Source organism: Actinosynnema sp. NPDC059335, from assembly GCF_042752395.1.
Classification (GTDB): Bacteria; Actinomycetota; Actinomycetes; order Mycobacteriales; family Pseudonocardiaceae; genus Actinosynnema.
This window is the reverse complement of record NZ_JBHYXZ010000199.1, coordinates 1-13,612: the sequence shown is the minus strand read 5'-3', so window position 1 is coordinate 13,612 and position 13,612 is coordinate 1. Positions and strand designations below refer to the sequence as shown.

Annotated in this window: 9 protein-coding genes; 5 read left to right on the top strand and 4 right to left on the bottom strand. The window is 75.8% G+C overall.

Going from position 1 to position 13,612, the window contains the following annotated elements:
- The 5 genes from ACFXGA_RS36380 to ACFXGA_RS36360 all read left to right on the top strand — a co-directional run.
- Nucleotides 1-1,053 (top strand): adenosylhomocysteinase (locus tag ACFXGA_RS36380; protein ID WP_378096391.1); only part of this gene is annotated, 1,053 nt, incomplete at its 5' end.
- Between the two features lie 141 nt (nucleotides 1,054-1,194).
- The gene (locus ACFXGA_RS36375) at nucleotides 1,195-1,626 is read left to right on the top strand and encodes a hypothetical protein (protein WP_378096388.1); all 432 of its coding nucleotides are present in this window, start codon (nucleotides 1,195-1,197) and stop codon (nucleotides 1,624-1,626) included.
- Between the two features lie 684 nt (nucleotides 1,627-2,310).
- Nucleotides 2,311-2,715: a MerR family transcriptional regulator gene (locus tag ACFXGA_RS36370; protein WP_378096385.1), complete on the top strand. Its 405-nt coding sequence runs from the start codon at nucleotides 2,311-2,313 to the stop codon at nucleotides 2,713-2,715.
- A 318-nt stretch (nucleotides 2,716-3,033) separates the two neighbouring features.
- Nucleotides 3,034-6,294 (top strand): BTAD domain-containing putative transcriptional regulator, encoded by a 3,261-nt coding sequence (locus ACFXGA_RS36365; RefSeq protein ID WP_378096382.1) that lies wholly within the window; start codon nucleotides 3,034-3,036, stop codon nucleotides 6,292-6,294.
- A gap of 537 nt (nucleotides 6,295-6,831) precedes the next feature.
- A complete protein-coding gene (locus ACFXGA_RS36360; RefSeq protein WP_378096379.1) occupies nucleotides 6,832-10,275 on the top strand; it encodes a BTAD domain-containing putative transcriptional regulator in 3,444 nt (1,147 codons plus the stop codon).
- A gap of 130 nt (nucleotides 10,276-10,405) precedes the next feature.
- Here the strand turns inward: ACFXGA_RS36360 and ACFXGA_RS36355 are convergent, their stop codons facing one another.
- From ACFXGA_RS36355 to ACFXGA_RS36340, 4 genes are all read right to left on the bottom strand, one after another.
- Complete coding sequence (locus ACFXGA_RS36355) at nucleotides 10,406-10,597, bottom strand: hypothetical protein (RefSeq protein WP_378096376.1); 192 nt, start codon at nucleotides 10,595-10,597, stop codon at nucleotides 10,406-10,408.
- Nucleotide 10,598: 1 nt separating this feature from the next.
- Nucleotides 10,599-11,219, bottom strand: coding sequence for a response regulator transcription factor (locus ACFXGA_RS36350; RefSeq protein WP_378096373.1), 621 nt, complete (start codon nucleotides 11,217-11,219; stop codon nucleotides 10,599-10,601).
- Between the two features lie 170 nt (nucleotides 11,220-11,389).
- Nucleotides 11,390-12,463, bottom strand: coding sequence for an NAD-dependent epimerase/dehydratase family protein (locus tag ACFXGA_RS36345; RefSeq protein WP_378096370.1), 1,074 nt, complete (start codon nucleotides 12,461-12,463; stop codon nucleotides 11,390-11,392).
- Between the two features lie 61 nt (nucleotides 12,464-12,524).
- Nucleotides 12,525-13,286 carry an NADase-type glycan-binding domain-containing protein gene (locus ACFXGA_RS36340; RefSeq protein WP_378096367.1) on the bottom strand — a complete coding sequence of 254 codons (762 nt, stop codon included), beginning with the start codon at nucleotides 13,284-13,286 and terminating at the stop codon, nucleotides 12,525-12,527.
- Nucleotides 13,287-13,612 lie beyond the last annotated feature (326 nt).

The window sequence follows — 13,612 nt, the reverse complement described above, 5'->3', positions numbered from 1 at the left end:
GACGGCGGCGGTCCGAACATGATCCTGGACGACGGCGGTGACGCCACGCTGCTGGTGCACAAGGGCGTGCAGTACGAGAAGGCCGGGGTGGTGCCGCAGCCGGAGGCCGACGACCCGGAGGAGTGGGGTCTGATCCTGGAGACGCTGCGCCGGTCGTTGGCGGCGGACCCGGGCAAGTGGACCAAGATCGCCGAGGGGATCCGCGGGGTGACCGAGGAGACCACGACCGGGGTGATGCGGCTGTACCAGCTGGCCGCGGCCGGGGAGCTGCTGTTCCCGGCGATCAACGTCAACGACGCGGTGACCAAGTCGAAGTTCGACAACCGCTACGGCATCCGGCACTCGCTGATCGACGGGATCAACCGGGGCACGGACGTGCTGATGGGCGGCAAGGTCGCGGTGATCTGCGGTTACGGCGACGTGGGCAAGGGCGCGGCGGAGTCGCTGCGGGGGCAGGGCGCGCGGATCGTGGTGACCGAGATCGACCCGATCTGCGCGTTGCAGGCGGCGATGGACGGCTACGAGGTGCAGCGGTTGGAGGACGTGCTGGACCGGGCCGACATCGTGATCACGACCACGGGCAACAAGGACGTGGTGCGGGTGGAGCACATGGCGGCGATGAAGCACCAGGCGATCGTGGGCAACATCGGCCACTTCGACAACGAGATCGACATGGCGGGCCTGGCCCGTTACCCCGGGATCCGGCGGGTCAACATCAAGCCGCAGGTGGACGAGTGGGTCTTCCCCGACGGCCACTCGATCCTGGTGCTGTCGGAGGGCCGGCTGCTCAACCTGGGCAACGCCACCGGCCACCCCAGCTTCGTGATGTCCAACTCCTTCTCCAACCAGGTCATCGCCCAGATCGAGCTGTTCGGCAAGCACCAGGAGTACGACCGCGAGGTCTACCGCCTGCCCAAGAAGCTCGACGAGAAGGTCGCCCGCATCCACCTGGAGGCCCTCGGCGGCAAGCTCACCAAGCTGACCAAGGACCAGGCCGAGTACATCGACGTCGACGTGGACGGCCCCTACAAGCCCGAGCACTACCGCTACTAGCGACGACTCCCCGGCCCCGGTCCGCGGTGTCGCGGGCCGGGGCCGGCCGTCGCCCGGCCCGCCGGCGACACCCGGAAGACCTCATCCCTTCGTGTGGGTGAGCCTTGCCTTGGTCCTCGCTCCAAGGTTTACCGTGAATCCATGACCACGGAAGTGAGCCGGACGGAGCAGCGGTCCCGTGCGCCCGGCGGAGCCACCGACCGCCACGCCGCCGGCCCACCGGGGCCGTTGCCCTCGGCGCGCCTGCTCGACCTCCAGCCGTCCGGCGGCGCGCCCATCGCCTGCACCCTGACCGGCGACCGGCAGGCGGAGCGGATCGGCCAGTGGCGCGACCTGCTGGCCGGCGCACGGCCCGAGGGCATCGCCGACGGGCTGCGGTGGCGGCTGCCCGGCGCGCGGGCGGGCGAGGCGGCCGAGCTGGCCGCGGCCGAGCAGCGCTGCTGCGCGTTCTTCGACTTCACCCTCCACCTCACGGCGGGCGAACTGGTCCTCGAAGCGCACGCGCCCGAGGAGGCGGCGGACCTGTTCCTCGCCGTGTTCGGCGCTCCGGCGGGCGGCGACCCGACGCGCTGACCGCGCACCCGACGACGACGGATGCGTCGACCACCGCGCACCGGGTGCACAACCCGACGCGCCGATCACCCCGCACCGGGCATCCGAGATCCGTTTCCGGCGCACGACCCCGGCGTGGTGTGGAATTGGCGGATCGTGCCGCCCGACGTTGTCGGCGCGGTGCGACGCATTCACGTCATCCGAACCGGGCGGAACCGCGCGCAATTGTTTCGCACCACCGCCCGGACGATCGGTGAATCACCCCGACACGCGTCCGGGCAGAATGGAACGCGCGCCCGTTCCGAACGAAACGCGGAATTGACCCGCGCCGCCCGCTCCCGTCCGGTCGTCCCACCACGTGGGCGGTGCCGCCGATGCGCGGCCCACTTGTTCGGCGCGCCACTTCGGAGTTCCGCACCCGCGGCACACCCGTGGCAATCCCGTCGGCCGGGTGACGGCGACGCGCCGTAGCTGTGAGGAACGCGCATCTTGGGGCCCGGGAGCGCACTTCGCCCGGAACGACCTGTGACTCAGGCCACAAAACAGCCGGGAATTCATCTCTCGGTAGCAGTCGGCCGGCCACCATCAGCACAACGGCGTACTTCCGGTCCGGAGACGTACCGTTCAAGATGCATCCAGTACCGACAGATCGACGCCGGCGCGCCGCACGGCGGGTCTGCCGGGCCGACGAGCTGGGGGACGATCATGACAGGAGACCTGCTGCCGATCGACCAAGTGGCCAAGGCGTCGGGCGTCGCCTCGTCCGCGCTGCGCTATTACGAGCGCGTCGGCCTGCTGGAGGAAGGCCCGAAGATCGGCGGCCGCAGGCACTACCCGCGTGACGTGCTCGACCGCCTGTCCGTGATCCGCACGTGCCGGAACATCGGCTTCAGCCTGACCGAGATCTCGTCGCTGCTGGACGAGGCCGAGGAGTCCGGCGGCTCCTGGCAGGAGATCGCCGACCAGCGCCGCGCCCGCATCGAGCGGGAGATCGCCGAGCGGCAGGCGTGGCTGACCACGCTGAACTCGACGCTGGCGTGCGGCTGCCGGCAGTTGGTCACCTGCCCGCAGGTGGCCGGTTGCCCGCTGATGTGCGCTCCCGAGTCGTGAGCGACCGCGGCCGGCCGCCATTGCGGTGAACACCGCCGTCGGCCATCGGGGTATTCCACCGAGAGAGGAATGGCGGGTTTTTCCGAAACTGCCGCGAAGATCACTGCGCCGATCAGGGCAACGCGCACGTATCATCCCGCGACCAGCGAAAAGTCCCATTGAGACGGACTTCGCGGACACTCTTGCGGCAACGACGCCGTGCTAACGTGGCGGACGAGTAGGAACTGAGTACCAGTCGACGCGCGGCGGAGCAGGTACGCCATCTGCGAGAGCACGCCACTCGGCCCCTATTTCCACACGGGGGGTGTCCCGATGTCGATGAGCACGACCGCTTCGCTGGTGGTCAGGTTGCTCGGGCCGGTGCGCGCCTGGCGCAACGGCACCGAGGTCGACGTCGGCACCGCGCGCAGGCGCGCCGTGTTCGCCCTGCTGGCGCTGCGCGCGAACGAGGCGGTCTCCCGGGACGAGCTGATCGACGGCGTGTGGGGCGACGCGCCGCCCGCGACGGCCGGCGCCAGCCTCTACACCTACGTCTCCGGCCTGCGCCGGGCGCTGGAGCCGGAGCGGTCCAAGCGGTCGGCCGGGGTGGTGCTCACCTCCTCCGGCGCGGGGTACGCGCTCCGGCTGGACCGCGAGGCGCTGGACGTGCACCGCTTCGACCGGCACCGCGAACGGGCGGAGGAGCTGGCGCGGCACGACCCCGAGCGGGCGGTGGCGGAGCTGGACGCCGCGCTGGCGCTGTGGGAGGGCGAGGCGTTGTTCTCCGTGCCGGGCCGGTTCGCCGAGTCCCAGCGGTCGCGGTTGCACGAGCTGCGGTTGGCCGCCGTGGAGCGGCGCGCCGAGCTGGGGCTGGTGCTGGGCAGGCACGCCGACGTGGTGGCGGAGCTGTCCGGGCTGGTGGTCGAGCACCCGTTGCGGGAAGGGCTGCGGGCGCTGCTGATGTCCGCGCTGCACCAGGGCAACCGGCAGGCCGAGGCGCTGGAGGTGTTCCGCGACGCCCGGCACGTGCTGGCGGAGGAACTGGGCATCGAGCCCGGTCCGGCCCTGCGGGAGGCCCACCGCCGGGTGCTGGAGGGCGAGGCGGTCCACCACCGGCCCGCCCCGACCGCCGCTCCCGCCGATCCCCCTCCCCCGGCGGCGGCGCACTTCGTCGGGCGACGCCGGGAGCTGGAGCTGGTGCGACGCGCGGTGTCCGAAGTGGACGCGGGCCGCGGTGGGGCGCTGTGGCTGGAGGGCGAGCCGGGCATCGGCAAGTCGTCCCTGCTGGCCGCGGCCCTGGCCGGCGCGGACGTCCGCGTCGCCCGCGCCGCGGCCGACGAGCTGGGGGCCCGATTCCCGCTGCGCGTGGCGCTCGACGCCCTCGCCGTGTCGGTCACCTCCCCCGACCCGCGCCGCGTCGAGCTGGCCCGGGAGCTGTCGGCCCCGGCGGGCGACGGCGACCCCGTGCTCGCCGCCATCGACCGCCTGGTGGACCTTGTCGGCGACCTGTGCGCGGCGGCGCCGCTGGTGCTGGCGCTGGACGACTTCCAGTGGGCCGACGAGGCGAGCGTGCTGCTGTGGCACCGGCTGGTGCGCCTGTCGCACCGGATCCCGCTGCTGCTGATCGCGGTGGCGCGGCCGGTGCCGCACCGCGAGGACGTGGCGCGGGTGCGGCGCGCCGTCGTGGAGACCGGTGACCTGGTCGTGCTGCCGCCGCTGGCGGAGGACGAGGTGCCCGCCCTGGTCGCCGGGCTGGTGGGCGCGCCGCCCGGTCAGGGCCTGGACCGGCTCGCCGGGTGCGCGGGCGGCAACCCGCTCTACGTCCGGGAAGTGCTCGACGCGCTGCTGCGCGAGCACGCGGTGGAGATCCGCGACGGGCTCGCCGAGGCGGCGGTGACCGGCCAGGACGTGCCCGCGTCGCTGGTGGCGGCGTTGACCAGGCGGTTGGAGTTCCTGTCGGCGGAGGCGCTGGACCTGCTGCGCCGGGCGGCGCTGCTGGGCGCGGCGTTCGCGCCCGGCGACGCGGCGGTGGTGGCGGGCCGGCCGGTGTCCGAGCTGGTGGCGGCCGTGGAGGAGGCCACGGCGGCGGGCGTGCTGGTCGAGGCGGGCGCGGAGTTCGCCTTCCGGCACCACCTGGTCCACCAGGCGCTCTACCTGGGCACCCCGGCCGCGGTGCGGGCGGCGTTGCACCGCCAGGCGGCCCAGGCGCTGGCCGCGGCCGGGTCGCCGGTGGGGTTGGTCGCCCGGCAGCTGGCCGCCGCGCCGACCGCGGTCGACCGCTGGGCGGTGGACTGGCTGGTCGAGCACGCCGCCGCGGTCGCGGCGCGCGATCCGGACCTGGCCGTGTCGATGCTGCGGTCGGCCATCGCGCAGCCGGACGTGCCCGCGGGCGACCGGGAACGGCTGGCCGCCGAGCTGGCGCGCCTGGTGTTCCGGCTCGGCCTCCGGGCCGAGGCCGACGTCCGGTACGCGCTGGCCCGCGCGCACGACCACGACGTGGTCGCCGAGATGCGCTGGGTCCTGGCCGCCTCGCACCACCGCGAGGGCCACTCCGGGGACGCGGTGGAGGTGCTGCGGGCGGCGGTCGCCGACCACACCACGCCGCCCGTCTGGCGGGCCCGGATGGAGGCGTTGACGGCGGGCGTGGTGACCGGCGACGAGGGCGAGGCGGCGGCGCGGCGGGCGTTGCGGCTGGCGCGGGAGGTGCGCGACGACTTCGCCGTGGCGCGCGCCCGGCGCGGGTTGTGGCGGGCGGCGACCGCGCGCGGCGACCACGCCGAGGCGTTGCGGCAGGTCGAGGAGGCGTTGGCGGTGCCGGTCGTCCCGGAAATCCAGGCGGACCTGGTGGGCGACAAGGTGTTCACGCTCCAGCACCTCGACCGGCTGGACGAGGCGGACGAGCTGCTGCGCACGACCCGGCCGCACTCCGCCGCCGTGGCGCAGCACTACTGGCGGGGCCGCTGGGCGGACGTGGTCGCGCTGGTCGACGGCCACCGGGAGCCGACGCCGGGCCCGTGGCCGTGCGACCGGGGGCCGACCCCGCCCGCGCACGGCGTCGCCGCGCTCGTCGCGGTCCGCCAGGACCGGCCGGACGCGGCGCTGCGGCACCTGGGGGCCGCCGCCGACCACCCGGACGACTTCCTGGACGACTTCCGCGCCGCCGCCGAGGCCCTCCTGGCCGAGCGCGCCGGGCGGGTGGACGACGCGCTCGCCGCGGTGGCGGGACTGCTCGCGCCCGACCGCGTGTCGCCCCACCTCCGCTGGCTGCCGCTGCTGGCGCGGTTGGCGTTGCGGGCGGGCGACGGCGACCTGGCGGCCCGCGCGGCCGGCCAGGCCGGGACGGGCGCGGTGGCGTCGCACTGCCGGGGGTTGGTGGAGCGCGACCCGGTGGTCGTGCTCGACGCGGCGGCGCGGTACCGGGAGGCGGGTCGGCCGGTGGAGCTGGCCGAGGCGCTGGACGACGCCGCCGTGCTGCTGGTCGGGCACGGCGACCACACCGGGGCCGCCGCGGCGGTGCGGGAGGCCGTGGCGGTGTACCGCGGTGTCGGCGCGGAGCCGGAGGCGCGGCGGGTCGAGGCGCGCTTGCGCCGCGTCGCGTGAACGGCCCGCACCGGGGAGCGCCGGGCGGAGCGGGGAAGGGACGCGCGGCGGGCCGGGCCGCGGTCGCGCCACGTGATCGCTCCCACCCCGCAGGGCCGACCGGGACGGGGAGCGGAGGTGCGGCGGGCCTGCGCGCGGTCGCGCCGCCCGAACGCCTCCGCCGAGCGGTGCCGACCGGGGAAGCGAAGGCATCGCACGGCCCGAACACCCCCACCGACCGGGGAAGCACAGGGGCCAGCCGCCCGAACGGCCCCGCCGACCGGGGAGGTGAAGGGTTCCGCCGCCCGGACACCCGCACCGACCGGCGGAGCGAAGGGTCGCGCCGCGCGAACGGCCCGGCCGACGGGGCGGAGCGGAGGCGCAGGGCGGGACGGGGCCCGGTCGTGCGGCGTGGACGGCCCGCACCGAGAGGTGCGGGGAAGGGGAGGGACGTGCGCGTCGGCACCGGGCGACCTCCGGGAACCGGCGTGCGGACGCGCGCCGTCGCGGGGTGCGGACGCGTCGCGCGACAGGACGAGCCTTGGGAGGGCAGGCGAGATGTCGGCGTTGCGGTTGGCCGTGCTGGGGCCGGTGCGCGCGTGGGTCGGGGACCGCGAGGTGCCGCTGGGTTCCGCGCGGCCCCGGGCGGTGTTCGCGATGCTCGCGTTACGGGCGGGCGCGGCGGTGCGGCGGGGCGACCTGGTGGCGGGGGTGTGGGGTCAGGACGCGCCGGCCACCGCGGAGGGCAGCGTGCACACCTACGTCTCGTTGCTGCGCAAGGCGTTGGAGCCGGAGCGGCCGCGCGGCACGGCCTCGAAGCTGCTGGAGTCGGTCGGGTCCGGCTACCGCCTCCGGTGGGACCCGGACGACTCCGACCTGGCCGAGTTCCGGGCGTTGCGGGCGCGGGGGCAGCGGCACCTGGCCGACGGTGACCCGGAAGCGGCGCTCGGCTCGTTCGACGCGGCGCTGGCGTTGTGGCGCGGCGAGGCGTTGGCGGGTCTGACCGGGCCGTTCGCCGAGTCCCGGCGGCGGGAGCTGGCGGCGGAGCGGACCGCCGCGCGGGAGCTGCGCGCCGAGGCGGCCCTGGCGACCGGCACGCACACCGACGTGATCGCGGACCTGGGCGCGCTGGTCGCCGAGGAGCCGCTGCGGGAACGGGCGCGCGAGCTGCTGGTGCTGGCCCTGCACCGCGGCGGGCGCGGCGCGGAGGCGCTGGAGGTGTTCCGCGACGCCCGCCGGGTGCTGGTCGCGGAGCTGGGCGTGGAGCCGGGGCCGGGGCTGCGCGCGGCGCACCGGCTCGTGCTCGGCGGCACGGGATCCGCCCCGACCGCCGCGCCGTCGCCGGCCGACCGCGTCGCACCGCACCACGTCACACCGCACCGCGCCGCGCCGGTGGTCGGCGCGTCCGACGAACCCGTGCTGCTGGGTCGGGACGCCGAGCTGGCCGCGGTCTCGCGGGCGGTCGAGGGCCTGTCCGCCGGGCGCGGCGGGACGCTGTGGGTCGAGGGCGAGATGGGCATCGGCAAGTCGGCGCTGCTGGCCGCCGCGCTGGCCCGCGCCGCGCTGGCCGGTCACCAGACCGCGCACGCCGTGGCCGACGAGCTGGACAGCCGCTTCCCGCTCCGGCTCGCGCTGGACGCGCTGCGGGTCGATCCCACCGCCGCCGACCCGCGCCGGGCGGCCGTGGCGCGGGCGTTGCGCGAGCGGCAGCCGGCCGGGTCGATCTTCGGCAACGGCGACCCGGTCGCGGGCGGCGTCGACCGGCTGGTCGACCTGGTGGAGCGGTTGTGCGCGGACGCGCCGCTGGCGCTGGCGCTGGACGACCTCCAGTGGGCCGACGAGAGCAGCACGGAGGTGTGGCGGCGGCTCGGCGCGCTGACCCGGCGGCTGCCGCTGCTGCTGATGGGCGCGGCGCGACCGGTGCCGCGCCGGCCGGAGGTGGTCCGGCTGCGCCGGGTCGTGGAGTCCGGCGGCGGCGTGGTGCTGGACCTCGCGCCGCTGGGCGACTCGGACGTGGCCGACATCGTGGGACGGCTGGTGGGCGCGCCGCCCGGTCCGGCGTTGCGCGAGATCGCCGCGCGGGCGGGCGGCAACCCGCTGTACGTGCGGGAGGTCGCGGACGCCCTGCTGCGCGAGCGGCTGGTGGTGGTCGGCGAGGACGTGGCCGAGGTGGGCGAGCACGCGTTCGACCGGGTGCCCGGCTCGCTGGTGTCCGCGGTGGACGGCCGCCTCGACCTGGTCTCCGCGCCCACGCGGGAGGTGCTGCGGTGGGCGGCGCTGCTGGGCGGCGAGTTCTCCGTCGACGGGCTGTCGGTCGTGCTGGCCCGGCCGGTGGCGGAGCTGGTGACGCCGTTCGAGGAGGCCGCGGCGGCGGGCGTGCTGCGCGACGCCGGGTCGCGCATCGCGTTCCGGCACCCCGTGCTGCGGCAGGCGCTGTACGAGCGGACGCCGGCGGCGTTGCGCAACGCCCTGCACCAGCAGGCCGCGCAAGCGCTCGCGCACGCCGGCGCGCCGGTCCACCACGTGGCCGAGCAGTTGCTCGCCGCGGCCGGCGACGTCGGCGCGTGGGTGGTGGACTGGCTGCTGGCACGGGCTCCCGCGCTGGTCTACGAAGCGCCGCTGGTCGCGGTCGAACTGCTGCAACGGGCGCTGCGGTCCACCGCCGTGCCCGAGGAGCAGGCCGCGACGCTGCGCGCGCACCTGAGCAGCGCGCTGTTCCGGATCGGCCGGGACGCCGAGGCCGAGCACCAGGCGCGGCGGGCCCTGCCGCGGCTGCGCGACCCGGACCGGATCGCGGAGGTCCGGTGGACCTCGGCCTACGTGCCGTTCCGCGCGTCCCGGCCGGAGCAGGCGTTGGCGTCGCTGCGGGAGACGCTGGCGGACCCGGTGCTGCCGGGCGCGTGGCGGGCCCGGCTGCTGTCGTTGCTGGCGCTGGTGCAGCGCGCCGGGTTGGACGACCTCGACGCGGCGGCGGCGAGCGCGCGCGAGTCCATCGCGGTCGGGGAACGCGCGGCCGACCCGTTCGCGATCGGCCAGTCCCTGGAGGTGCTCTGGCAGGTCGACGCGGCGCGCCGGGACTACGTGAGCGCGCTGGCCTACCTCGACCAGGCGTTGGACATCGTGGGCACCGACTTCGCCCTCACGGACCTGAGGCTGGTGCTGCTGGACAACCGGGTGTTCACGCTCCAGTGCCTGGACCGGTTGGACGAGGCGACCGAGACGATGCGGCAGGCGTTCGACGCGGCCGGGCACGGCGCGCCCGTGGCGGCGCTCCAGGTGGGCGCGGCCGTCCACCGGTTCTGGCTCGGCGGCTGGGACGAGGCGGTGGACCGGCTCGACGCGGTGCTCGGCGACGACTCCGGGATCACCGGGTTCGGCCTGCGCGAGGGCGGGTTGATGTTGCTGCACGGCGTCGCCGCGCTGATCGCCGCGCACCGGGACGACGAGGTCACCCTCAAGCGGCACCTGCACGACGGCCTCACGCTGTCCCTGGCGACCGCGGCGAACCGGGAGAACAACGACTTCCTGGTCGCGGCACGGGCCGCGGCGGCGTACCGCAACGGCGACCACGTCGGGGCGATCGAGGTGTGGGGCGGGATCCTCGACACCGAGTACGCCCGGATGATGCTGCGGCACCAGTGGTTGCCCGACCTGGTCCGGGTGGCGTTGGACTGCGGCGACCTGGCGACCGCGCGTGCCGCGGTGGAGGCGTGCGAGGCGGAGGCGGCCATGGAGAAGACCCCTGCCAGGGCCGCCGCGGCGGCGCGGCGCTGCCGTTGCGTGCTGGAGGAGGACCCGGACGGGCTCACGGAGGTCGCCGCGCACTACCGGTCGGTGGGGCGGGTGTTCGAGTCGGCGCAGACGGTGGAGGACCGCGCGGTGCTGCTCGCGCGGCGCGGGCGGGCGGAGGAGGCCGGCGCGGCGCTGCGCGAGGCCGTCGGCGTCTACCGCGACCTGGGTGCCGCCTGGGACATCCGCCGGGCCACCGCCCGCGTCGGCTGACCGCCGACGCGGCTGCCCCGGAGCACCGGCGCTCGACGACGCGGGACCGGCGCGCAGTCGACCGGCGACACGGCCGCCCACACCACAAGCGCTCCGTGGTGTTCAACCGGCTCGTGGCCGGGCGGGCGCGTCACCCGCCCGGTGTCGCGGCGGGCTGGTCGTCGGCCGCCGCCGGCGCGCCGATCACCCCGTCGGCCGACATCACCCAGCCGCGGTCCGGGCGTGCGCCGCGCGTGGTCCCGGACCTCAGGCCCCGCCGCACCAGGTCGACCACCCGCCGCAGCTTGGCGCGTTCCCGCTCGGCCACCAAGGTCTCGTCCACCTCAGATCATCCCCTTCCGCAGGGCGTAGGCGACCGCGTGCGGCCGGTTGCGCAGGTTGAGCCTGGTGGTCAACCCGTAGAAGACGTTCTTGATCGTGCGCTCGGAGTAGGACAGCCGGCCGGCGATCTCGGCGGTGTCCAGCCCTTCGGCCATCAGCCGCAGCACGTCCGCCTCGCGCGGCGTCAGCTTCGGCACGTTCGCGGCCGGCGACACCAGCTCGCGCTGGAGCCGTTCCACGTGCTTGAGCAGCTCCGCGACCAGGCTGGGCGGCATGACGCCGCCGCCCGACGCGGCCGCCAGGACGCTGCGCAGCACCCGCTCGCCGGTGGCCGCCGCCCGGGGCAGGATCGCCACCACCCGGCACTCCACGGCGGCCAGCACGTCGTTCTCGCCGATCTCGTCGAGGACCAGCACCACCGGCGCGCCGATGTCGGCGGCGACCCGCCGCAGACCGGTCAGCACCTCGGGGCCGATCCGGTCGACCGCGACCACGACCACGTCGGCGTGCGCCCGCTGGTCCCGGTCCAGGAGCACGACCTCGGCCCGCGAGCCGAGGTAGCTGGTCAGCCCAGCCAGGCTCAGGTGATCCGCCGCCTGGACGACGACCCGAACTCGTTCCACCGCTGCCTCCCACAGATCCGGTTCCCCGACACCGAGTCTGCGAGGTGCGACTTCAGGCGCTCTCAAGCGCTTCTACAAGAGTTCTTCATGGCGGCCGAGCGGCGTGAAGAGCGCCGTGTAGACGCTCGCCCAGCACTCAACACCCCGGCATATCCCCTGGTCAAGAGGAATCACGCCTGGACGACGTCGTCCGCCGCGGTCCAGTGCTCGTGCAGGGCCAGCAGCACGTCGTCCAGGTCGTGCGCGGGCGACCAGGCGGGGTAGTCGCGCCGGAACTTGCGGGTGTCGCTGATCCACCACCGCGGGTCGGCGAACCGGGCCCGCGGCGAGTAGTCGAACGGCACCTCCACGCCCGTCAGGTGCTCGTAGCGGGCGATCAGCTCCAGCACCGAGGCGGCGCGCTCCCGGCCGCCGCCCAGGTGGTAGACCTCGCCGGGCCGGGGGTCGAGGGAGAACTGCCACACGGCGTCCACCAGGTCGCGGGCGTCCAGCACGTCGCGCACCTGCTTGCCGCCGTGGCCCAGGACCGGGTACGGCGTGCCGCGCACGGCGCTGCGCACCAGGTGGGACACGAAGCCGTGCTCGCGCACGCCCGCCTGCCCCGGGCCGGTGACGCTGCCGCACCGGAACACGCCCACCTTCATGCCGAGGCGGCGGCCGTACTCCTGGGCGGCGAGGTCGGCCGCCAGCTTCGACACCCCGAGGAACGTGCGGTCGGCCCGGTCCAGCCGCAGCGACTCGTCCACGCCGTGCTCGTGGAACGGGTGGGACGGGTCCAGCTCCCACCGGGTCGCGGTCTCCACCAACGGCAGCGCGTCCGGCACGTCGCCGTAGACCTTGGCCGTGGACACGTGGGCGAACACCGCCTCGCCGCAGTGCCGCCGGACGGAGTCGAGCACGGTGACCGCGCCCACGGCGTTGACGCCGAAGTCGACCAGTGGCCGTTCGGCGGACCAGTCGCGGCTGGGCTGCCCGGCCGCGTGCACCACCAGCCGGACGTCCGGGCCCCACGTGCGCAGGACCTCGTCCACGGCCGCCTGGTCGCGCACGTCCGCCCGGTGGTGCCGGTAGTTCGGGACGCGCCGGACCTCGGCCAGGCGGCGGGCCACCGACCCGGCGGGGCCGAAGAACTCCTGCCGCATCTCGTTGTCGAGGCCGACGACGAGGTCGAACCGCGGCGCGAGCCGCCGCACCGCCTCGCCGCCCACGAGCCCGGCCGAGCCGGTGACCACTGCGATGTCCACGGGGTGCTCCTCTCCATCCGTGCGCGAACCCCTCGCGCGCCAGTCCTGTGCCCCGGTCCGGTCACGGGCGGCGGAAGAACTCGACCTCGCCGAGCGCCACGTGCCGGCCGGCGCCGAGCCCCGCGGCGGACTTCACGACCAGGCGCACCGCCACCACGTCGCCGATGCCGGTGTCGGTGCGCTGCGGTCCCGGCTGGTCGTTGAGCGTCACCGGGATGGTGCGCGTGCCGCCGCCGGAGACCGTGACGACCAGGTCCAGGGCCGTGGGCCGGGCCTGCTCGCGGAACTGCTCGGGCTGCGCCGACGCGCCGGTGTGCACGACGACCGACAGCAGCCGGAACGGCCGGTCGAAGCCGAACTCGATCGCGTCGCCCACGGCGGGCGCGCCCCAGTACCGGTTCGACAGCCCGTCCACGGCGGCCGCGGCCGGGTGGTCGGGCACCTCGGCGGTGGCCGCGGTGCGGACGGGCGCGATCGGCGCGGGCGTGGCGAGCCGGTCGCGCAGGTCCTCGAACAGCTCGACCCCTCGGGGGTGGAACAGGATCCCGGCGACCACCAGCGCGGCGACCACGAGCAGCGCGGCCAACCGGCGCAGCCACCGGGACGTGTCGCCGTGGCGGCGGACCCGTCGGCGACGTCCCTCGGCCGGCGCGGGGGCCGCGCCCTGGAGCGGGGTGGCGCAGCGTCGGCAGAACCGGCGGCCCGGCGGGTTGGTGGTGCCGCACACCGGGCACGGCGGGCCGTCCACCCCGACCTCGGCGGCGGTGGTCGGCAACGGGCGCTTGGCCTCCGGCCGGGCCGGCAGCACGGGTCCGAGCACCACGTCCGACCGGCCCTCGACGAGCGCCGCCTCCGACCCGGCGGTGGTCCGGACGCGGGCCGCTTCCGGGCGTTCGGTGGCGCGGGGCCCGGGTTCGGCGGGCGGTGCCGCGCCGTCCTTGCCGAAGCGCGACCGGACCCAGGCGCGCCAGCGCGCCCACAGGCCCGGGCGGGCGGCGGGGTCTTCCGGTTCGCGCGCGGCGGCGACCGGTTCCTCCCGGGGCGGGGGGCCCCCCCCCCCCCGCCCCCCCCCCCCCCGGCCCCCCGGCGCGGGTGTTTATAAAAAAAACAAACCCCACCAAAACAAACCAAAATAATGTTTCGCGCTGG